Annotated in this window: 16 protein-coding genes and 1 pseudogene; 3 read left to right on the forward strand and 14 right to left on the reverse strand. The window is 72.4% G+C overall.

All coding sequences use genetic code 11. The features are described from left to right. Positions 1-9: 9 nt before the first annotated feature. From ACZ7LV_RS10135 to ACZ7LV_RS10200, 14 genes and pseudogenes are all read right to left on the reverse strand, one after another. Positions 10-1,092, reverse strand: a complete 1,083-nt coding sequence (locus ACZ7LV_RS10135) for an SCO2583 family membrane protein (RefSeq protein WP_471937657.1) — start codon at positions 1,090-1,092, stop codon at positions 10-12. 135 nt (positions 1,093-1,227) lie between these two features. Next, complete coding sequence (locus ACZ7LV_RS10140) at positions 1,228-1,809, reverse strand: SCO2584 family spore wall biosynthesis protein (protein WP_471937659.1); 582 nt, start codon at positions 1,807-1,809, stop codon at positions 1,228-1,230. A 100-nt stretch (positions 1,810-1,909) separates the two neighbouring features. Next, positions 1,910-3,196: a glutamate-5-semialdehyde dehydrogenase gene (locus tag ACZ7LV_RS10145; RefSeq protein WP_471937661.1), complete on the reverse strand. Its 1,287-nt coding sequence runs from the start codon at positions 3,194-3,196 to the stop codon at positions 1,910-1,912. Between the two features lie 80 nt (positions 3,197-3,276). Then, positions 3,277-3,792 carry a hypothetical protein gene (locus ACZ7LV_RS10150; RefSeq protein ID WP_471937662.1) on the reverse strand — a complete coding sequence of 172 codons (516 nt, stop codon included), beginning with the start codon at positions 3,790-3,792 and terminating at the stop codon, positions 3,277-3,279. A 136-nt stretch (positions 3,793-3,928) separates the two neighbouring features. Further along, a complete protein-coding gene (proB, locus tag ACZ7LV_RS10155; RefSeq protein WP_471937812.1) occupies positions 3,929-5,035 on the reverse strand; it encodes a glutamate 5-kinase in 1,107 nt (368 codons plus the stop codon). Between the two features lie 127 nt (positions 5,036-5,162). Further along, positions 5,163-7,244 (reverse strand): hypothetical protein, encoded by a 2,082-nt coding sequence (locus ACZ7LV_RS10160; protein ID WP_471937664.1) that lies wholly within the window; start codon positions 7,242-7,244, stop codon positions 5,163-5,165. An 82-nt stretch (positions 7,245-7,326) separates the two neighbouring features. Next, on the reverse strand, positions 7,327-8,826 hold the full coding sequence (locus ACZ7LV_RS10165; protein ID WP_471937666.1) for an SDR family NAD(P)-dependent oxidoreductase: 1,500 nt from the start codon (positions 8,824-8,826) through the stop codon (positions 7,327-7,329). A gap of 683 nt (positions 8,827-9,509) precedes the next feature. Next, positions 9,510-10,529 (reverse strand): annotated as a pseudogene (locus tag ACZ7LV_RS10170) (alkaline phosphatase D family protein); the annotation flags it as partial. A 159-nt stretch (positions 10,530-10,688) separates the two neighbouring features. After that, positions 10,689-12,125, reverse strand: a complete 1,437-nt coding sequence (obgE, locus tag ACZ7LV_RS10175) for a GTPase ObgE (protein ID WP_471937669.1) — start codon at positions 12,123-12,125, stop codon at positions 10,689-10,691. Between the two features lie 104 nt (positions 12,126-12,229). Further along, on the reverse strand, positions 12,230-12,484 hold the full coding sequence (rpmA, locus tag ACZ7LV_RS10180) for a 50S ribosomal protein L27 (RefSeq protein WP_356180782.1): 255 nt from the start codon (positions 12,482-12,484) through the stop codon (positions 12,230-12,232). Positions 12,485-12,498: 14 nt separating this feature from the next. Further along, positions 12,499-12,819, reverse strand: coding sequence for a 50S ribosomal protein L21 (gene rplU / locus ACZ7LV_RS10185; RefSeq protein WP_007449531.1), 321 nt, complete (start codon positions 12,817-12,819; stop codon positions 12,499-12,501). Between the two features lie 237 nt (positions 12,820-13,056). Beyond that, positions 13,057-17,352, reverse strand: coding sequence for an Rne/Rng family ribonuclease (locus ACZ7LV_RS10190; protein WP_471937671.1), 4,296 nt, complete (start codon positions 17,350-17,352; stop codon positions 13,057-13,059). A gap of 248 nt (positions 17,353-17,600) precedes the next feature. Then, positions 17,601-18,350, reverse strand: coding sequence for a TIGR03936 family radical SAM-associated protein (locus ACZ7LV_RS10195; RefSeq protein WP_471937673.1), 750 nt, complete (start codon positions 18,348-18,350; stop codon positions 17,601-17,603). A gap of 46 nt (positions 18,351-18,396) precedes the next feature. Continuing rightward, positions 18,397-19,527: a hypothetical protein gene (locus ACZ7LV_RS10200; RefSeq protein WP_471937675.1), complete on the reverse strand. Its 1,131-nt coding sequence runs from the start codon at positions 19,525-19,527 to the stop codon at positions 18,397-18,399. Between the two features lie 119 nt (positions 19,528-19,646). Here ACZ7LV_RS10200 and ACZ7LV_RS10205 point away from each other — a divergent pair, with 119 nt between their 5' ends. The 3 genes from ACZ7LV_RS10205 to ACZ7LV_RS10215 are packed head-to-tail and all read left to right on the forward strand — an operon-like array spanning position 19,647 to position 21,127. Further along, positions 19,647-19,946 (forward strand): gas vesicle protein GvpO, encoded by a 300-nt coding sequence (locus ACZ7LV_RS10205; RefSeq protein ID WP_471937678.1) that lies wholly within the window; start codon positions 19,647-19,649, stop codon positions 19,944-19,946. Then, positions 19,943-20,413, forward strand: coding sequence for a gas vesicle structural protein GvpA (locus tag ACZ7LV_RS10210; protein WP_471937680.1), 471 nt, complete (start codon positions 19,943-19,945; stop codon positions 20,411-20,413). The genes ACZ7LV_RS10205 and ACZ7LV_RS10210 overlap by 4 nt, the downstream gene beginning before the upstream one ends. Before the next feature lie 3 nt (positions 20,414-20,416). After that, positions 20,417-21,127, forward strand: a complete 711-nt coding sequence (locus ACZ7LV_RS10215; protein WP_471937683.1) for a GvpL/GvpF family gas vesicle protein — start codon at positions 20,417-20,419, stop codon at positions 21,125-21,127. Positions 21,128-21,138 lie beyond the last annotated feature (11 nt).

Consider the following 21,138-nt stretch of genomic DNA (forward strand, 5'->3'; position numbering starts at 1 on the left):
CGCGTCCCGCTACGTACGGGGCTGCGCGTTGTCCGCCAGCGTCCCGCACAGTGCCACGGCGCCCTGGGGCGCGTACGGATCGGTGCCGGCCGGGCCGCCCGCCTCGGCGGTGCGGCCCGCGAGCAGCGGACGCAGGTGGTTGGTGGCGTCGTCCGCGCAGGACAGCGGACCGGCCTGGAGGATCGAGGCGACCAGCTCGGCCTGGTGCAGCCGCAGGTCCTCGCGGTCGAAGCGGAAGCGCAGCTCGCGCCGGACGGTGAACAGCGACGCCTCGGCCCCGTCCCCGGCCCCGGCCGGTCGCAGCGCGTACACGAACGTGTGGTCCGTGCTGACTTCGAGGGTGGACGGGTCGGCCTCGGTGGCCTCCAGCGAGCCCCGCACCCGGATCTTGCGGTCGGCGAGCTCGGCCCGGGTCGGGTCGAAGCGCACCAGCCAGCCGAGGGGGGCGTGCCGGCCGTCGGCGGTCGGCAGCGCGAAGCTCTGGTCGAACTGCTCCAGCTGATCCGGGTCGAGCAGCACCCGCACCGGTCTGGTCTGCCCGCCCGTGAGCACGTCGGGATAGAGCGAGGAGCGGACGAGGTAGTCCTTCGCCGTGGTCAGGGCGGTGACGACCTGGGAGTCGGAGAAGTTCGCGGTGCGCCGTGCGGCCGGGAGCGCGATTCCGTCGGCGCCGACACGGAACTGCGCGGCGGGACTGTTGGCGTACAGCTGTTCGGGATCGGTGGCGCCGGGGACCCTGCCCCGCGGGGAGAGCGGGATCACGGTCATCCGCAGCGGTTCGGCGGGCCGACCGCCCCCCGAGCCCTGGTAGGGATGCCGTACGCCCAGGTAGATGGCGGTACCGAAGGCCACCGCGATCAGCAGCACCAGGATCAGGGCCTGTCGGGGCAGGCCCCGTCTCCTGGTCCGGCGCAGGGGCGGGCGGCGGCGCACGGCGGGCGCGTGGTCGCCGACGCGTTCCTGGGCCGAGGACTCCTGGAGGCGGGCAGCGCGGACGAACGACTCGTCGAACACGACGGATCGGTATTCGTCGTCCGCTCCGTTGGAGGCGCCGTCGGGTGTCCCCTCAGGTGGTTCTCCGGGCCCGCCCATATCTTCAGAGTAGGTCTCCGCAAGCCCCGATAAACGCCGCGCCCCGCGACAACTTCTGACAGGTACTCACCATGTCTGCGGGCCTCTGTCCGGGCCTGCGCCGTAGCCCCGCGGCCGGTCTCACGAAGCTGCCGCTCAGGGGGTGCGCGGCACCGCGGAGACGGCCGGCCGGGAGTGGCCGGCGGATGCGGAGGGCGCCGCCGACGTGCCGTGCTCCAGGCCGGTCGAGGCGGGCGGCGGGACCGGGTCCTGACGCTGCGACGAGGCGCCCCGGTAGACCGCGGCGAAGGCCAGCGCGACCATGCCGACACCCATCACGAAGGCGAGCAGCCAGGCGACGGGGCGATGCCAGCGGACCTGCTTCCCGTAGGGCCCCGGGGCGCCGTCGGGGTCGTCGAGGACGTCGTCGAAGTCGTCCAGGTCGTCGAAGTCCGGGTCGTGGCCGAGACCGCGGGAGTCGTCACCGGGGTCGTACCCGTCGTCGTAGCGCTCGCCCCGGCCGTGTGACCTGCGGGCCTCCGCCTCGGACGCCTCGGCCCTCGCCTGCGCCGCGGCCAGAAGGCGTTCGACGGCGGTCGGCTCGTGCACCGCGGCCGCCCGTACGAAGGCCTCGTCGAATACCACGGAGGCGAACTCTTCGTCCGACACCCCGCGGTCGTGGTCGTCGTCGGGCTCCCAGCCGTCAGGGAACGGCGTGCCCCCCACGTCCTCCGGCACGTGTCCAGAGTAGACCTGGGGGGTCAATTTGGGCAGACGGTATGGAAATTCAACCGGCCGCCGGGACCTCTCCCGGCGGCGCGCGCCGGGGTCGCGCGCCTCAGCGCCGTACGTGGCCGTCCCCGGTCACGATGTACTTGGTGCTGGTCAGCTCGGGCAGCCCCATCGGCCCTCGGGCGTGCAGCTTCTGCGTGGAGATGCCGATCTCGGCGCCGAAGCCGAACTGGCCCCCGTCGGTGAAACGGGTGGAGGCGTTGACCGCGACCGTGGTGGAGTCCACCAGCTGGGTGAAGCGGCGGGCGGCCTGCTGGGAGGTGGTCACGATGGCCTCGGTGTGGCCGGAGGTCCACAGCCGGATGTGCTCGACGGCCTTGTCCAGGGAGTCCACGACCGCCGCGGCGATGTCGTACGACAGGTACTCCGTCTCCCAGTCCTCGGCGGTCGCCTCCACGACGGTCGCCTTGCTGTCCTGCGCGTACGCCATCACCCGCTCGTCGGCGTGCACGGTCACCCCGGCCTCGGCGAGGGCCTCCAGGGCCCGCGGCACGAACCGGTCGGCGATGTCCCGGTGCACCAGCAGCGTCTCGGCGGCGTTGCAGACGCTCACCCGCTGCGCCTTGGAGTTGATCAGGATCTCCACGGCCGTGTCGAGGTCGGCGTCGGCGTCGACGTAGACGTGGCAGTTGCCGGTGCCGGTCTCGATCACAGGGACGGTGGACTCCTGGACCACCGTGCGGATCAGTGAGGCCCCGCCGCGCGGGATCAGCACGTCGACCAGGCCGCGCGCCCGCATCAGCTCGCGCACGCTCTCGCGGCTCTCGCCGGGCACCAGCTGCACCGCGTCGGCGGGCAGCCCGGCGCCGCCCACGGCGTCGCGCAGCACCCGCACGAGCGCGCTGTTCGACTCGTAGGCGGAGGCCGAGCCGCGCAGCAGGACGGCGTTGCCGGACTTCAGGCAGAGCGCGGCGGCGTCCACGGTGACGTTCGGACGGGCCTCGTAGATGATCCCGACGACGCCCAGCGGCACCCGCACCTGGCGCAGGTCGATGCCGTTGGGCAGGGTCGAGCCCCGGACCACCTCGCCGACCGGGTCGGGCAGCGCGACAACGTCCCGGACGTCGGAGGCGATGGCCCGCACGCGCTCCGGGGTGAGGGTCAGCCGGTCGACAATGGCCTCACTGGTGCCGGCCTCGCGTGCCTTCGCCACGTCCTTGGCATTGGCCTCGACGATCTCGTTCGTACGGACCTCCAGGGCGTCCGCCACCGCGAGCAGCGCGTCGTCCTTCACGGCCCGCGGCAGCGGCGCGAGGTCGGCGGCGGCGGCCTTGGCGCGGTAGGCGGCCCGGGTGACCGGGGTCATGGAGTCGTACGGCGAAAGCGTGGTCATGAGGGAAGCGTAGTGCGCCGCACCGGCCGGTCCGGGGGCCATCCCACACCCCGAGACACGCCCGCACGGTCGTCAAAACGTCAAAAGGGGTGCACACCCACGGGTGACGCGGGCAGCGGTCCATAGCCCTCGGAGATGCGCTGGTGGTAGGTGACCCGGTCGATGACCTCCAGGCCGACGATCTCCCACGCCGGCAGCCCCGCGGTCTGGCGGTGCTCGCCCCACAGACGCAGGGCGACGGCGGCCGCGTCGTGCAGGTCGCGGGCCTCCTCCCAGTACCGGATCTCCGCGTGGTCGTCGGCGTATCTGCTGGTCAGCAGGAAGGGGTGGTCGTGGGCGAGCTGTTCCAGGGCGCGCCGGAGCTCCGGCAGCGGGGCCGCCTCGCCGGAGACACTGAGGGTGACGTGCCACAGCCGGGGCACGTTCTCCGGCTCCTCGCCCGGGTAGCGGTCACCGGCGGCGACGCTCGTGAGGGCCCGCTCCTCGCCCACGGGGCGGGAGGAGGCTCCACCGGCACCGCCGCGGGACGCTGTCCCAGGGCGCACTCGTCTCACGACGGCCTCCTTTACACGATGGTCGAGCAGGGGTCGAGCCATGCCCGTGCGGAATCTGCCTCTGAGACAAAGTTGAGCAGGCCCCACGGGATCGCGGGGCGGTTTTGCGGAACGTCCACCTCAGGGCGGCGGCTTTTGCGGGGCGTTCCCCCCGTTTTCGGCTGCGCGCCGGGCCGCGTCAGTGGTGCAGGATCACCAGGTCGTCGCGGTGGACGACCTCCCGCTCGTACGCGGGGCCCAGGTCGCGCGCCAGCTCCCGGGTGGAGCGGCCGATCAGCAGGGGGATCTCCTTGGCGTCGAAGTTGACCAGCCCGCGCGCCACCGCGCGCCCGCCGGTGTCCCGCAGTTCGACCGGGTCCCCCGCGCTGAACTCACCCTCGACGGCGGCGATCCCGGCCGGCAGCAGCGAGGTGCGGCGCTCCACGACCGCGCGCACGGCGCCGTCGTCCAGGGTCAGTGCCCCCTGCGGGGCGGAGGCGTGCTGGAGCCAGAGCAGCCGGTCGGCGGAGCGCTTGCCGGTGGGGTGGAAGAACGTGCCGGTGTCCTGGCCGGTCAGCGCGTCGGCGGCGTGGATCGCGCTGGTGAGGACCACGGGGATGCCCGCCGCGGCGGCGATCCGGGCGGCCTCGACCTTGGTGACCATGCCGCCGGTGCCGACACCGGCCTTGCCGCTGCTGCCGATCTCCACACCAGCGAGGTCCGCGGGGCCGCGCACCTCCGCCAGCCGCGAGGTGCCGGGCCTGCCGGGGTCGCCGTCGTAGACCCCGTCCACGTCGGAGAGCAGGACCAGCAGGTCGGCGTGGACCAGATGGGCGACGAGCGCCGCGAGCCGGTCGTTGTCGCCGAAGCGGATCTCGTCGGTGGCGACGGTGTCGTTCTCGTTGACGACGGGCAGGGCGCCCATCGCGAGGAGCTTGTCCAACGTGCGCGAGGCGTTGCGGTGGTGGGCGCGGCGGCTCATGTCGTCGGAGGTGAGCAGCACCTGCCCGACGCGGACGGCGTAGCGGGCGAAGGAGGCGGTGTAGCGGGCGACGAGCAGGCCCTGGCCGACGCTGGCGGCGGCCTGCTGGCGGGCCAGGTCCCGGGGACGGCGGCGCAGGCCCAGCGGGGCGAGCCCGGCGGCGATGGCCCCCGAGGAGACCAGCACGACCTCCCGCTCACCACCGCTGCGGACCTTGGCGAGGACGTCGACGAGGGCGTCGACCCGGTCCGCGTCCAGCCCGCCGGAGGCGGTGGTCAGTGACGAGGAACCCACCTTGACGACGATCCTGCGGGCCTCGTGCACGGCCTGCCTTGCCCCTGCCACCTTGCTCCGCGTCCCCTCGGGTAGGTACGTGTGCCCCGGCTCGCAATCTACGCGAAGCGGATCGCCCCCCGCGCATCGGTCCAGCGTCCGGACAGCGGGAGCGGCCCTAGACGGCCGGCTGTCCGGCGTCCTCCGGCTCGACCTCCTCCACGGCCCCGGCCGCGGCGCGCGACTCCTGGCCGAGATTGCGGGTCAGCGCCTTCAGCGCCAGATCCCCCACCGCCGTGTTGAACCGGTCGATCGACTTCGGCTCGTCGGGCCCCAGCAGATACCGCTTCAGCTCCTCGCGGTCCTCGGCCGGCGCGTCGGCCGCCGGGTCGCGGACCGCCGCCAGCAGCGCGTCCAGCCCGGCGGCGTCGTTGGTGAGGATCACCGCGGCGCGCACGGCGGTGTTCTGCCGCCGGAACTCCTCGGCGCCCAGCCCGGCCGAGTCCGTCACCGCGTACGGCTTGCCGCTCGCGAGGAAGTCGGAGACCACGCTGGAGATGTCGGAGACCATCGCGTCGGAGACGTTGAAGCAGTCGTACAGACGCGGCTCGGCGCCTGTCACGACACGGTGCTCGTACGACGGGAAGGAGCGCCAGTAGGCCTCGTTCCGCTCGGCGCGCAGCCGGGCGACCTCCTGGTGCCGCGCGAGGTCGGTGCTGCCCTCACGCGTGGCCTCGGCCTCGTCGCCCCGTGTCCTGCCGGTGCCGGCGGACAGTGCGGCGAGCCGGGCGTCGATGCGGGCGAGCTCGGCCCGGGCGGCGTTGCGCTCCGCGATGCCGGCGGGGTCGGTCAAGGCGGGGTCGGCGGCGCGCAGCGCCGATGCCTCCGCGACCAGCGCGGTGATCCGCCGGTGGGCCGCCTTGGCCTCGGCGCTGCGGGTGCCGGTGAAGGGGTGCGGCTTGTACAGCACGCGCACCGGGGGGTCGGCGGTGACCAGCCGCCGCACGATGTTCTCGCCCGCGAGCAGGAGCGAGGTGTTGCCCGGGTTGTCGTCCCAGCCCTCCCAGGTCGGGGCGTACAGCACGGTGGGCACGCGGTCGTCGGGCACGCCCTCCCCGGTCCGGATCGGCGCCAGCTGCGGGCGGCCCACCTCCACGACGTCCTCGTCGCGGACACCGACGTCGGCGAGCGCGTAACGGTCGCGGCCCGCGCGGCCGGCGGTCCACACCTCGTCGTACACCTTGCTGAACGGGTTGACGCTGGCCAGCTTGTCGCTGTCGCCGTGGCCGATGAAGACGTGCTGCATGGTCGGGACACGCAGCATGTGGATGTTCTTGCCGACGTTCGCCGCGTAGAGCGCGACCCGCACGGTGGACAGGTCCATGTTCATCAGATGCACGCCGCCGGGCACGCAGATCACGGGGACCGTGGTGGGCGCGAGGTTCTGCAGGACGACCCGCTCCCGCAGGATGACCAGCGGCCTGGTCTCCAGCCGCTCCATGGTCTCCAGCCACATGTTGACCTGGTACGCCGAGTCCTTGGAGCCGGAGAAGTACAGCACCGTCTCCGGCCGGTGGGCGCGCAGCCAGTCGTCGACGGCGGCCAGCACGGCGTCCGGACGGGCCGGCACCCGCCGCCCGCGCACGTAGGGCACCAGGGCGAGGACGTAGCCGCAGCCCAGGACCAGCGTGACGCCGATGCCCACGAAGCCGGCCACGGCCGAGTCGGCGGCCGCGGAGATCAGCACGCCGACGAACGCGGCGAGGTCGAGGTGCAGCATCTTCTCCGCCGAGCGGTGCAGCAGGCGGCGCGGCGGGGCGTCGGGGACCCGGATGCGGGACGCGAGGTCGACGTTGCGGGTGGCGACCGGCAGCCGGCGGCGGTTGCGGATCAGGGTGACCAGGGCGCCGTGCGGGGCCTGGAGCCCGTAGAAGGCGATGAAGCAACCGACCGCGCCGTAGAAGAGCAGGTTGTCGGAGAGGGAGAGCCGGGCCAGCAGCAGAACCAGCAGCAGCTGCCGGATCAGGAAGCGGATCGACAGTCCGGCCCGGACCTTGCTGAGCCGGTTGACCAGGTAGCTGCCGCGGCGGTGCAGGTAGTGGTCGGCCAGGTACGTCACGGCGGCCGCGACGGCGAAGGCGGGGACGCTCGGCGCGAGCGCGGCCAGCATGAGGCAGGGGTAGCCGAGGAGCATGAGGGCCGCCGCGGCCAGCTCGGCCGTGCTGCCCACCCGGGCGACGCGTACAGCGGTGGAGATCACGAAGAACCTGCTCTGTCGAAAGGGGCCGGTCTTGGTCGACGTTCCGTACGGCGGCGCGTTCCGTACGGCTACCGGTGGGTGATCACGCCACGTCGTCCTGGCGGTCCAGGACCGTGGCCAGCGCCTGCTCGAAACCGGAGGCCGTGACGGCGCCGGCCGTCGGGTCCTGCTGGCGGACGTCGATGACGTGGCCGGTCAGCTCGGACAGCAGCACGTCGAGCGAGGTGCGCGCCACCGTCTCGGAGGAGAGCAGGGAATGCGCGGGCTCGTCGCCGAAGGCCTTGGTGCGCATCGGGGTGGCGGTCCGCTCCGGGTTGACGCAGTTGACGCGGATGCCGTCGGCGGCCCACTCGTCGGACAGCGCCTGGGTGAGGTTCACCATGGCCGCCTTGGTCGAGGAGTAGAGGGAGTACTCGGCGCGGCCGCGGGTGTAGCTGCTGGAGGTGTAGAGGAGCAACTGCCCCTCGGTCTCGGCCAGGTACTTGTACGCCGCCCGCGCGATCTGCACCGGCGCCAGGTAGTTGACCTTCAGCGCCTCCTCGATGGCGGCGTTCTCGGTCTCGGCCAGCTTGCCGATGCGCAGCACCCCGGCGGTGTTCACGACGTAGTCGATGCGCCCGGTCTCGGCGTACGCCCGGGCCAGCGCGTCGTCGACCTCCTGCGGGTTCTCGACGTGCGTGCCGGTGGTGGAGCGGCCGAGGGCGTACACGTGCGCGCCGTAGGACTCGGCGAGTTCGGCGATGTCCTTGCCGATGCCGTACGAGCCGCCGAAGACGACGACGGTCCTGCCGGTGAGCAGTTCGCGGTAGTCGTCCGCGCCGATCTGCTCGGGCGCGGCGGTGGAGCCCAGCTGGAACAGCTTGTCGGCGATGAAGACGTCCACGGGCTGGGTGACCTTCATGTTGTACTCGTCACCCGCGACGACATGGATCGGCACGTCCGGCAGGTAGCGCAGCACGACCGAGCAGTCGTCCGTGGCCTGGAAGTTGGGGTCGCCCGCCGCGACCTCGTAGGCGCGCCTGATCGTGGACAGTCTGAAGGCCTGCGGGGTCTGGCCGCGGCGCAGCCGGGCGCGGTCCGGGATCTCGGTGATGAACTCGCCGTCCTCGCCGTGCGTCCGCGTCACGATGATGGTGTCGGCGGACGGGATGGCGACGTCCACGGCCTGGTAGCGGTCGAGCGCGCCCACGCAGTCGTCGATGACGCGCCGCGACAGCAGCGGGCGCACGGCGTCGTGGAACAGGACGTGGAGGTCCTCGCCCTCGGCCAGGCCCTCGCCCAGCGCCGCGATGGCGCGCTCGGTCGTCTCGTTGCGCGAGGAGCCGCCCTCGATGACACGGGAGACCTTCGTGAACCCGGCCCTGGCGACGATCTTCTCGACGTCGGGTACGTAGCCCGGTGTCATCAGCACGATGACGTCGTCGATGGAGTCGGCCTTCTCGAAGGTGGTCAGGGTGTGCTCGATGACTGCCTTGCCGGCGATCTTCAGCAGCTGCTTGGGGATCGACAGACCCACGCGCTGACCGGTACCACCGGCCAGGATCACGGCGGTGGTTCGGGGCTTGGCTATGTGCTGTGACACAGGTGACCTACCTTGTGGCGACTGGGAACTCGCAAAGGGTCGCACTTGCGGTTACCGCTGTGCAAGGCGAGTGACGGCGGCCGAAAATGTACACGCAACCTGCCATTCACCTTGCACTTCCCATGCCCCGCGCGACGTTCCCCGGACATGCGTGGAAATGTTGTGAGTAACCGCACAAGGATTTGCGACCTTCGGGTGCCGCGCCGGTTCCGCGCACGTTCTCCGCAAGGAACGCGGGGAACTTCACCAATTCCCGGAAAGAAGTGCGGGAATCCGTACGCGACATGGTGGTGCCGCGGTATCGCACCTCCATGTCGGCCGCGCAGGGCGGGAGAGATGGCTCACTCGGCGGGTGCGGCCGGTGCCGATCTTCACAGCCCGCGGAGAAGGAGTGCACGCGTTCTTCATATGCGTCACGGCTTCCTTTCGGGAGATCCCGGAATACAGCTCGCCAGGCAGCCCATTGGCCCGCAATTCACTGCCGAGGATTGCGGGGCATTTCGGTCCCGGCGAGCAGAGGTGAGCGATTCGCCGTATCCGCGACGGAGTGGAGCGACTTCTCCGCAAGGCCGAGGAGTGTCTCGAACATGCCCATCGGGCCGTCCTCGTCGAATCGTTCACCATCACAACGACAACCCGCTCCGAGCCCCGCCCTCGGGCGCGTTCCCCGGCCCCGGAAGGCGTCAGACCACCCGCACCCCGGGCCGTCCGGCGTCGACCCGCAGCCGCGCCGGCGTGCTCGGCGTCGCCCGGGGGCCGAGCACGGTGTCCACGATCCGCACCGGCGCGTCGATGCCCTCCCGGCCGATGTCGAACAGGTGGTAACCGCGATGGGCGTCGAGCAGCTTCCAGTGCGGGTTGTCCGGCATGCGCGGGTCCCATTCCTTGCGGAACGCGGCCTGGTCCTGGTCGCCGTTGCTGGAGACGGACGTGCCCACGAACTCGGCGCCGACGACGCGGGAGGCCGGGTCGGCGAAGTCCTCCTTGAGGTCGCTGACCATCGTCAGATGCCGGTCGCCGGAGAGCACCGCCGGATTGCTGACCTGGCGGAACTCCGCCAGGAACCGGTTGCGCTCGGCCTGGTAGCCGTCCCAGGCGTCGTAGAACCACTGCTTGCCGGCCCCGGCCAGCAGATCCGTCTCCGCCATCATGATCTGCGAGGCGACCAGGTTCCAGCGCGCGGGCGACCGGCGCAGCCCGTCGAGCAGCCACCGCTTCTGGCGGGCGCCCAGCATCGTGAGCCCGGGGCTGAGCGCGGCGGCCTGGCCGGTCGCCTGGTCGCTGCGGTACTGGCGGGTGTCGAGCACGTTGAGCCGGGCCAGCGTGCCGAACTCCAGGCGGCGGTACATCCGGATGTGGGGGCCGTCGGGGACGGCGCCCGCCCGGACCGGCATGTGCTCGTAGTACGCCTGGTAGGCGGCGGTGAGCTGGCTCACGAACGCGTCGTGCGCCTGCTTGTCGGGGTCCTGCGGGATCTCACCCGCGAAGTCGTTGTCGACCTCGTGGTCGTCGAAGGTGACCACCCACGGGGCGGCCGCGTGCATGGCCTGGAGGTCGGGATCGGCGCGGTACTGCGCGTACCGGTTGCGGTACTGCGTGAGGGTGTACGGCTCGCCGGTGCCCTCGTGCCTGCGCGGGCCCGTCGCCGAGGGTGCCGACTCGTAGATGTAGTCGCCGACGAAGAGAACGACGTCGGGGTTCCTGGGCCACGTCCGGTTGGTCCGCCCGCTGAACTCAGGGGAGCGCGTGCATGACAATTGGACGGACGGAAAGGGGCCCGTTGCGGCAAGGCGACGGCGTGTGGAACGCCACCTTGCCGCAACGGGCCCGCAGACCTTCAGAAGCCCCCTCGGGGCCGCCGTCTAGAACGGCTCGAAGTCGTCGAACTCCTGCTGCAGCTCGTCCCGTTCGGCCTGCCGGTCGCGGCGCCGCTGCACGGCCGGGCGCTGCTCCTCGAGCCGGTGGTCCTCGCCACGGCGGCCCAGCATCTCCGCACCGGCCATGACGGTCGGCTCCCAGTCGAAGACCACGGCGTTGTCCTCGGGGCCGATGGCCACGCCGTCCCCGGACCGGGCTCCGGCCTTGACCAGCTGGTCCTCCACGCCGAGCCGGTTGAGCCGGTCGGCGAGGTAGCCGACCGCCTCGTCGTTGTTGAAGTCGGTCTGCCGCACCCAGCGCTCCGGCTTCTCGCCCCGCACCCGGTACAGACCGTCGTCCTCGCGCACCACCGTGAAGCCGGCGTCGTCCACGGCCTTGGGCCGGATGACGATCCGCGTCGACTCCTCCTTGGGCCGGGCGGCACGCGCCTGCGCCACCAACTCCGCCAGCGCGTACGACAGTTCCTTCAGCCCGGTCCGGGCCACCGCCGACACCGTGAAGACACGGTAGCCGCGCGCCTCCAGATCCGGCCGCACCATCTCGGCGAGGTCCTTGCCGTCCGGAACGTCGATCTTGTTCAGGACGACGATCCGCGGCCGGTTGTCGAGGCCGCCGTACTCGCGCAGCTCCGCCTCGATGACGTCGAGGTCGGAGACCGGGTCGCGGTCGGACTCCAGCGTCGCGGTGTCCAGCACGTGCACCAGCACACTGCACCGCTCCACGTGCCGCAGGAACTCCAGGCCCAGCCCCTTGCCCTGGCTCGCGCCCGGGATCAGGCCGGGCACGTCGGCGATGGTGTAGACGGTCGAACCGGCCGTCACCACACCGAGGTTCGGCACCAGCGTGGTGAAGGGATAGTCGGCGATCTTCGGCTTGGCGGCGCTGACCACCGAGATCAGCGAGGACTTGCCGGCGCTCGGGTACCCCACCAGCGCCACGTCGGCGACGGTCTTGAGCTCCAGCACGACGTCCTGGAGGTCGCCCGGCTCACCGAGGAGCGCGAAACCGGGCGCCTTGCGCCGGGCGGAGGCCAGCGCGGCGTTGCCGAGCCCGCCCCGGCCGCCCTGCGCCGCGACGAACGCGGTGCCGTGTCCGACCAGGTCGGCAAGGACGTTGCCCGCCTTGTCCAGCACCACGGTGCCGTCCGGCACCGGCAGCACCAGGTCCTGGCCGTCCTTGCCGGAGCGGTTGCCGCCCTCGCCCGGCTTGCCGTTGGTGGCCTTGCGGTGCGGCGAGTGGTGGTAGTCGAGCAGCGTGGTGATCGACTGGTCGACGGTAAGGATCACGTCACCGCCGCGCCCGCCGTTGCCGCCGTCGGGGCCGCCGAGGGGCTTGAACTTCTCACGGTGGACGGAGGCACAGCCGTGGCCTCCGTTACCCGCGGCGACATGCAGTTCGACGCGGTCCACGAAGGTGGTCATGGTCTGTGCCTCCAGTTACGTACGGGAATGTCTCTTGTGCAACACGCGAAAGGCGGACCCGCTTCCCCGGAGGGAAGTGAGGCCCGCCTCGCGAAAGCTTCCGATCAGGCGACCGGAACGATGTTCACGACCTTGCGGCCACGGTGGGTACCGAACTCCACCGAACCGGCCTGCAGCGCGAACAGCGTGTCGTCGCCGCCACGGCCCACACCGGCGCCGGGGTGGAAGTGCGTGCCACGCTGGCGGACCAGGATCTCGCCCGCGTTGACGACCTGACCGCCGAAGCGCTTCACGCCGAGGCGCTGAGCGTTGGAGTCACGACCGTTACGGGTGGACGATGCGCCCTTCTTGTGTGCCATCTCTCCTCAGTCCCTTACTTCGCAGCCGCGGGGATCTCAGTGACCTTGATCGCCGTGTACTGCTGGCGGTGGCCCTGACGACGGCGGTAGCCGGTCTTGTTCTTGTAGCGCAGAATGTCGATCTTCTGGCCCTTGTGGTGGTCCACGACCTCGGCCTGGACCTTGATGCCGGCCAGCACCCACGGGTCGCTGGTCACAGCGTCGCCGTCGACAACGAGCAGGGTCGAGAGCTCGACCGTGTCGCCAACCTGGGCGGTGGAAATCTTGTCAACCTCAACGATGTCGCCGACAGCAACCTTGTGCTGGCGACCACCGCTGCGCACGATGGCGTACACGCGGATCTCACTCTCTCGCTCGGGAACGGCACCCCCGCAGTCCAGCCACCGACATACCGACCGGCAGCCTCTCCCGACCAACCGAGTGCCCGGGAGGAAGAGGGTTTACGGGGATGTGGCGTGTTCGATGGACACGCCGACGGTCAAGGTTACGGGGCGGTGGCCGAGGGGGTCAAACCGGGCCCCGTCGGGCGGGGTGTGCGGCCGGTCACCCGGACGCCCACCCCACCCACGGCGTCAGCCCTCGTCGGTCGAGACCGACACGGTCGGCTGGGACTGCTCGGCCGCCGCCGTCTTCTTCGACGTCGCCTTGGTGGCCTTGGCGGCGGTCGACTTGGCGGTGGACTTCGCCGCCGCCTTCTTGGCCGTCGCCTTCTTCGCGACCGTCTTCTTGGCCGCGGTCTTCTTGGTGGCGGCCTTCTTGGCCGTCGCCTTCTTCGCCGTCTTGCGCGCGGCCGTCTTCCTGGCCGGGGCGGACTCGTCGCCCTCGGTCCCGGCGACGGCCTCGGCGGCGGCCTCCCTGGCCTCCACGAGGGCCTGCTCGGCCTCGTGGGCGGCCTGCTGCGCGACCGGCTCCTGCGTCTCCGCCGACGGGACGACCAGCACGGCCGTCTCCTCCGACGCGGTCGGCGCGGTGGCCTTGCGGACCGCACGGCGGCGCGGACGGGCCGGGGCGACCGCCTCGGCGGGCGTCCCGTCCTCCTCCGGCCGCGCCACCTCCGGCGCCGGCGCGGCCTCCGGCTCGGGCGACGGCACGGTCTCGGCGACCGTCACCACCGTCTCCGCCGACGCCGACGCGGGCGAACCGGCCGGTGCGCTCACCTTGCGGGTGGCGCGACGGCGCGTACGGCCCTTGGGCGCGGCCTCCTCGGCGGGAGCCGAGGCCGGGGCGGCCTCGACCACCGGGTCCTCGACGGCCATCGGCTCGGCGTGCGCCGCGGCGGCCGGCTCCGGCTGCACCGGGCGCGCGACCTCCTCCTCGGCCGTCACGTCCTGGGCCGTGGGCGCCTCCACGCCGGCCTCGCTCTTCAGCGCGGGCGCGCCCGCCGGAGCGGACGCCCGGCGGCTGGAACGACGGCGCGAACGACCGCGCGACGCGGCGGCCTCGGCCTCGGCGACGCTGCTGTACAGCTCCTCGTCCGGCGCGAACTCCGGCGACGCCAGCGCCAGCGGCTCGGCGACCTCGGCGGCGACCTCGGACTCGCTCTCCGCCTCCTCCTCGACGGTTCCGCCGGCCACCACCTCGTGCGTGTGCTCCGGGTGCTCGCCGCCGGCCCGGGCGCGCTTCTTGCGCTTGCCGCCGCCGGCGCTCGCCGTCGGCTGATCCAGGTGCACGATGACGCCGCGCCCGTTGCAGTGGACGCAGGTCTCGGAGAACGACTCCAACAGGCCCTGTCCGACCCGCTTTCGGGTCATCTGGACCAGGCCCAGCGAGGTCACCTCGGCGACCTGGTGCTTCGTCCGGTCCCGGCCCAGGCACTCCAGCAGACGCCGCAGCACCAGGTCCCGGTTGGACTCCAGCACCATGTCGATGAAGTCGATGACGATGATGCCGCCGAGGTCGCGCAGCCGCAGCTGACGCACGATCTCCTCGGCCGCCTCCAGGTTGTTCCTGGTGACCGTCTCCTCCAGGTTGCCGCCCTGGCCGGTGAACTTGCCGGTGTTGACGTCGACGACGACCATCGCCTCGGTCCGGTCGATCACCAGCGAACCGCCGCTGGGCAGCCAGACCTTGCGGTCCAGCGCCTTGGCGAGCTGCTCGTCGATCCGGTAGGTGGCGAAGACGTCGACCTCGGAGGTCCACTTCGACAGCCGCTCGGCCAGGTCGGGCGCGACGTGCGCGACGTAGCCGTGGATGGTGCTCCAGGCGTCCTCGCCGCTGACGACGACCTTGGAGAAGTCCTCGTTGAAGATGTCGCGCACGACGCGGACGGTCATGTCCGGCTCGCCGTACAGCAGAGTCGGCGCGTTGCCGCTCTTCGCCTTCTTCTGGATCTCCTCCCACTGCGCCTGGAGCCGCTCGACGTCACGGCGCAGCTCGTCCTCGCTCGCGCCCTCGGCCGCGGTGCGCACGATGACGCCCGCGTCCTCGGGGACGATCTTCTTGAGGATCGTCTTCAGCCGGGACCGCTCGGTGTCGGGCAGCTTGCGGCTGATACCGGTCATCGAACCCTCGGGCACGTACACGAGGTAACGGCCCGGGAGGGAGACCTGGCTGGTCAGACGCGCGCCCTTGTGGCCGATGGGGTCCTTGGTGACCTGCACGAGGACCGACTGGCCGGACTTCAGGGCGGACTCGATGCGGCGCGGCCCGTTGGCCATGCCCAGCGCCTCGAAGTTGACCTCGCCGGCGTACAGGACCGCGTTACGGCCCTTGCCGATGTCGATGAAGGCGGCCTCCATCGAGGGCAGTACGTTCTGCACCTTGCCGAGGTAGACGTTGCCGACGTACGAGGTCGACTGCTCCTTGTTGACGTAGTGCTCGACGAGCACGCCGTCCTCCAGGACGCCGATCTGCGTACGGTCGCCGTGCTGGCGCACGACCATCACGCGCTCGACGGCCTCGCGGCGGGCCAGGAACTCGGCCTCGGTGATGATCGGCACCCGCCGGCGGCCCTGCTCACGGCCCTCACGGCGGCGCTGCTTCTTGGCCTCCAGGCGCGTGGAGCCCTTGATGGACTGCACCTCGTCGGACGGCTCGCCCTTCTCCCGCGCGGGGCGCGGCTCACGGACCTTGACGACCGTGCGCTCCGGGTCGTCGGCGGACGGCTCGGCTTCCGGACCGCTGTCACCGGCACGGCGACGCCGACGGCGACGGCGACGGCTGCTGGAGGACGAACCCCCGTCACCGGCGGACCTGTCGTCCTCGTCGGCGTCCTCCTCGATCTGCTCGGCGGTGTCCTCGGCGTCCTGCGCCGCCTGCTCGGCGGCGAGTTCGTCGCCGTCACCGTCGGCGAAGTCACCGGACTCGCCCCGGCGGCGGCGCCGGCCACCCCGGCGACGACGGCGACGGGAGCCGGTCTCCTCGCCCTCGTCGTCCTCGACGGCGTTCTCGGCGTCGCCCTCCTCGGGCTCCTCCGTCTCGTCGTCCACGACGGTCTCGGCGGTCCGCGTCTCGGGCTCCTCCGCGGGCCCGGCACCCCGGCGCCGACGGCGACGCCGCGACCCGGTCGGCTCCTCGGGGAACTCCTCGGCCTCGGGGACCTCGTCCGCCGCCTCGGCGGCGGCCTCGGCAGCGGCGCGCTCGGGCGTCTGGAACCTCGGCTCGGTGAACACCGGCGGCTGGAACACCGCGACCGCGGGGCGCGCCGGCGGACGCAGCGCGTCACCCTCGCCGGCCCCGGACTGCGCGGGTGCGGCGAAGCCGGTGGCCGCCTTGCGCACCACCCGCCGCCGCGCACGACGCGTGGCACCGCCCTGGTCGGCCTCGGCCTCGCCGTGCTCGGCGGACGGGAGGGACTCCGCGGGCGTGGGCTCGGCGGCTTCGGCGGCGGCATCCCGGCGGCGGCGCGTACGACGCGGCGCGGCGGCCTCGTCGGCCTGCTCACCTTCGCTCTCGGCGCCCTGCTCACCGGTGGCCTGGACGGTCTCGACGGCCTCGGCCGGCTCGACGGGCTCGTCGGCGGAGCCGCCGGTCGTCTCGGCGGGCGCCGTCACACGGCGCGTGGCCCGGCGACGGGTGCGGCGCGGAGCGGCCTCGTCGGTCGGCGCGGACTCCTGCGCGCCGGTCGCGGCCGGGGCCTCGACGGCGGGTACGACGTCGTCCTGCGGGAGCGTCTCGGCGACGGGTGCGACGCCGTCGTCGTGAGGCACGGTCTCGGCGGCGCCCGGAGCGTCGGCGGGCGCGGAGACGCGGCGGCTCGCCCGGCGTCGCGTGCGTCCGGCGGGCGCGGGCTCCTCGACGGGCGCGGACTCCCCGGCGGCGGCCGTGGCGGGTGCGGTGGACTCGGTGGGCTCGGCGCCCTCGACGGTCACCGGGGCACCGGCGGGCGCGGACGCGCGGCGGGTGGCACGGCGGCGACGCGGCGCCGCGGGCTCGTCGACGACGTGCGCGACCGCGCTCTCGTCAACCGGCTCCGCGGGAGCGGTGGTCGCCACCACGGTCTCGGCGGCCTCCGCGGTCACCGGCGCACCGGCGGGCGCGGACGCCCGGCGCGTGGCGCGACGACGCGGACGCCCGGCGGACGCGGCCTCCTCGGGAGCCTCTGGCTGTGTGGTGGCCGCCTCGGCCCCGGCCTCCTCGGTCTCGGAGGCCTCCAGCGCCTCCTCGACGTCTCCTGCCTCCTCGGAAGCCGCGGAGGAGAGATCGGTCGAGGCGAGTGCGTCGGCCTCGGCGGAGGGCAGGTCGCCCGAGGCGAGCTCGGCGGCCTCGGCGGCCGGTATGGCCGGCTCGACCGTCTCCGCGGGCGTCCCGGAGGCGTCGACCGGCGGGCCCGCCGGTCGGGAAGCGGCCCGGCGCCGACGACGCGGCGGCAGGGTGTCGCTGGGTGTATTGAGTTCGGAACCCTCGGCGGGTTCGATCGGCTCGAGCATGCGGGCGTTTCTCCCGTCAGGCTCCCGGGCGCCGCACCTGGTCCGGCAGTGGTGCCGGTGACGTCCGCGGCTCGCGCGATGCGCGACTGCCGCCGTCCGGGGCGCGGGCGCCGCACGGGAGCTCTCTGTTGTCCTGTCTCGCCGGTTCCGTACGCCGTGTTGCGTACGGCCTGGCGAAAGTCTTCTGGTCGGTGCGCTGCCCGACCCAGGTGGCTCCCGAGTACGAGGGCTGCGCTACGACGTCCGTCCTACGCGGGACCCGCCTCGCGGTCAGGCGCGAGCGGGTCTGTCACCGTGCCGGTCTCTTCATCGAACAGCCCCTGCGCCAGCCTGGTCACCGCTGCGGGGACCGGCGGCGCCAGGTCGGCCACGGCGCGGAGACCGGACAGGACGTCGTCGGGTCGTACGGCAGGCGTCACGTGCCGAACAACCAGCCGCAGTATCGCACAGGGCTGGTCGGTCGGCCTATCAGCCTGCGAAGGCTGCGTTTCCGAAGCCGTACCGCCGTCACCGCTCACCAGGCTCACGACGGCCGGCCGGGCGTCGAAGGTACGGACGCCGTTCTTGGTCATCCGCTGCACCTCGACGGCCTCGGCCGCGTTGAACGCGGCCACGGCACGCGCGGCCTCGGCCGGGTCCACACCGGTCAGGCGCAGCTCCCAGACGGAGGCCGTCAGCCGGTCGGCGAGGCCCGACGTACGGGCCTCGACCGCGTCGACGATGTCGAGCCCGGTGGGCAGCGACTCGTCGAGCAGGATCCTGAGCTTGTCGGGATCGCGCGGCGCGGTGAGCGCGATCTCCAGGTACTCCGCCTCACTGCCCGTGCCGGTGGGTGCGGCATTGGCGTACGACACCTTCGGGTGCGGGGTGAACCCCGCCGAGTACGCCATGGGCACCTCGGCGCGGCGCAGCGCACGCTCGAAGGCGCGCTGGAAGTCACGGTGGCTGGTGAACCGGAGGCGGCCGCGCTTGGTGTAGCGCAGTCGGACGCGCTGCACCGCGGGTGCCGGCGGCGGGCCTTCGGGCTGTCGCTTGCCCAGTGTCTCAATCCTTCGTGAGAGCGGTCGTACTGCTACCAAGAGTACGTGGCTCGGCGGCCACAGGTTCCCGCCGGGCCACCGTTCGCGGATGCCGGGCCGCCTCCTGCGGCCGCCTGGCCACCTCCTGCGGCTGCCGGGGCTCGCCGAGGAGGATGCGCCGCAAGTCGGCCCGCGCCTGGCGCACGCTCGCCCGCGCCGACGCGAGGGCCTGCCGGGAGGCCCGTCCCACGGCGCGCAGCGCCTCGCCCACCGGCCGCAGGAGCGCGTCCCGGACGAGATGACCGGCGGGCGTGAGCACGCGCGCGTACACCCAGCGCGCCGGATCCACGAAGATCCACCGCAGGAGCGTCCCGAGGAAGCGGCCCACGGCGCGCGAGACGTGCCCGGCCACCCGCCAGGCATGCCCCAGGGCGGCCCCGACCTCGCGCCCGACGACCGCGAGCACGTGACCGACGGGCACCAGGACCCAGCGCCACACCGCGAGGGCGGGCAGCACGAACAGGATCCGGCAGATCCAGTACAGGGCCGTGCCGACTCCCGTGAGGAGCATGCCCACGAGCCGTACGAGCCCCGTCAGGCACCAGGCGATCGCCCGCCCCACCGGCGCGAGCACCCACGTGTACAGCAGGACGGCGGGCGCGACCAGGAGGTGGCGCAGCAGCCACGCCACGGCGGTGAACACCCCCGCACCCACGGCGGCGAGCACGGCCCCGACGCCCCTCAGGACCCACATGACCCCGTGTCCGAGGGGCGTGAGCACGCGCGCGTACACCCACGCACACCCGGCGGCGAGAACCCGGCCGACGGGGGTCAGGACGTACCGGTACAGCCCTGCGCACGGCAGGACGACGAGCACGTTCGCGAGCCAGGCGAGCGCCCGGCCCGCGGGAACCAGGACCCAGCGCCACAGCGCGACGAACGGCCACACGAACACCGCCCGCCCCAGCCAGAGCAAGGCCCGCCCCACCGGCCTGAGCACCGTGTCGTTCAGGAACCGCCCGGCGACGACCAGTGCGTCCCAGACCATGCGCACCGGCAGGACGAGGACGAGCATCACGATCCGCACCGGCACCCGGATCGCGACCGCGAGGCACCCGTCGGGCGGCGGTTGAGCTGGCGGTTTTTCCAGATCCATACCCCTGTGGACGCCACCGGACGGCCTTCGGATGCGTCGCGCCCCGAAAACCTGCTGACCGGAGCGATACAGGTGGAGGTTTTGGGAGACACGGGTGATTAAGGATGGTTGGTGATGATATGCCCGACAACGAGCCAGTGACCGAGAGGGTCTCGGCACCGGAAGCGATGCGGCAGGCGTCCGAGCAACTCGCGGAGCTGCTCGGCCGGCGACCCGAGTCCGTCTCCGCGCTGAAGCCCACCGACGACGGCTGGGAGGCCGAGGTCGAGGTCCTCGAACTGGAGCGCATCCCCGAGACGACGAGCGTGATGGCCAGCTACGAGGTGGCGATGGACCCGGCCGGCCGGCTGCTGGCCTACAAGCGCAGGCGCCGCTACACGCGCGCCCAGCTCGACCGTAACGAAGGGAGCAGATCGTGACTGTGACCCCGGGCGGCGGTGCGGTGCCCGCCCCCAGTTCGGGCTCCGGGAACCTCTACGACGTACTGGAGTTGGTCCTGGACCGCGGTCTGGTGATCGACGCGTTCGTCCGGGTCTCCCTGGTCGGGATCGAGATAGCCAAGATCGACGCCCGTATCGTCGTGGCCAGCGTGGACACGTATCTGCGCTTCGCCGAGGCATGCAACCGGCTGGACCTGGAATCGGGCCGCAAGGCCCCGGCCCAGCTGCCCGACGTGGTGGAGCGCGTCACCGAGGGCGGCGCCAAGGGCAAGAGCAAGGGCGCGCTGACCGGCGCCGTCGAAGCCTTCACGGAGTCCCTGCAGGGCGGCCGCGACGAGATCGAGAGCGGCGAACGACCCCGGCGCGGCAGGAGTGAGCGGCGGGAGCGGGAACGCGAGCCGGTCGAGCGGAGTGAGCGCCGTTCCTCCAAGGACCGCGAGGAGTGAGCGATGTCCCTGTACGTCTACGCCATCACCAAGGCGTCGCACCCCCTGCGCCTCGACGGCCTCAAGGGCGTCGGCGAGGGACCCTCCGAACTGCGTGTGGTGCGCGGCGACTCGCTGTGCGCCGTGGTCAGTGAGGCCCCCGCGGACCTGTCGGTGGCCCGCCGGGACCTGGAGGCGCACCACACGGTGCAGGAGCGACTGTGGTCCGACGGCGTCTCGCTGCCGCTGGGCTTCGGGTTCGTCGCCCAGGACGACGACGCGGTACGTATCGTCCTGGAGCAGGGCGCCGACCAGTACGCCCAGCGGATGGCGGAACTCGCCGACCGGGTGGAGTTCAACGTCAAGGGCGTGCAGGACGAGGACGCGCTGCTGCGGCGGATCATCGAGGACTCCGACCGGATAAGGGAGTTGAACGAGGCGACCCGCGAGGGCGGGCGCCCCGAAGAGCGGATGGAACTCGGCCAGCTCGTGGCCCAGGAGGTCCAGGCCCGCGAGGAGGCGCTCGCCACCCAGGTCGTCACCGCCCTGCGGCCGTTGGCACAGGCGGAGAGCCTGTCCCCGTCCTCGGAGCAGTACTTCGTCAACGCCTCGTTCCTGGTGGACGACGAGAGCTCCGACGACTTCACCGAGGCCTGCGGGGAGCTCGCCGGGCAACTGCCCGAGGGGGCCGAGCTACGGCTGCGCGGCCCGCTGCCGCCCTACAGCTTCGCCTGACACCCGACGAC

Source organism: Streptomyces sp. NPDC107562 (assembly GCF_055657325.1).

Coding starts and splice junctions, on each gene's coding strand:
- ACZ7LV_RS10190 (WP_471937671.1), bottom strand. CDS start 17,352: ATGCTCGAGCCGATCGAACCCGCCGAGGGTTCCGAACTCAATACACCC.
- obgE (WP_471937669.1), bottom strand. CDS start 12,125: ATGACCACCTTCGTGGACCGCGTCGAACTGCATGTCGCCGCGGGTAAC.
- ACZ7LV_RS10215 (WP_471937683.1), top strand. CDS start 20,417: ATGTCCCTGTACGTCTACGCCATCACCAAGGCGTCGCACCCCCTGCGC.
- ACZ7LV_RS10205 (WP_471937678.1), top strand. CDS start 19,647: ATGCCCGACAACGAGCCAGTGACCGAGAGGGTCTCGGCACCGGAAGCG.
- ACZ7LV_RS10150 (WP_471937662.1), bottom strand. CDS start 3,792: ATGGCTCGACCCCTGCTCGACCATCGTGTAAAGGAGGCCGTCGTGAGA.
- ACZ7LV_RS10200 (WP_471937675.1), bottom strand. CDS start 19,527: ATGGATCTGGAAAAACCGCCAGCTCAACCGCCGCCCGACGGGTGCCTC.
- rpmA (WP_356180782.1), bottom strand. CDS start 12,484: ATGGCACACAAGAAGGGCGCATCGTCCACCCGTAACGGTCGTGACTCC.
- ACZ7LV_RS10145 (WP_471937661.1), bottom strand. CDS start 3,196: ATGACCACGCTTTCGCCGTACGACTCCATGACCCCGGTCACCCGGGCC.
- ACZ7LV_RS10135 (WP_471937657.1), bottom strand. CDS start 1,092: ATGGGCGGGCCCGGAGAACCACCTGAGGGGACACCCGACGGCGCCTCC.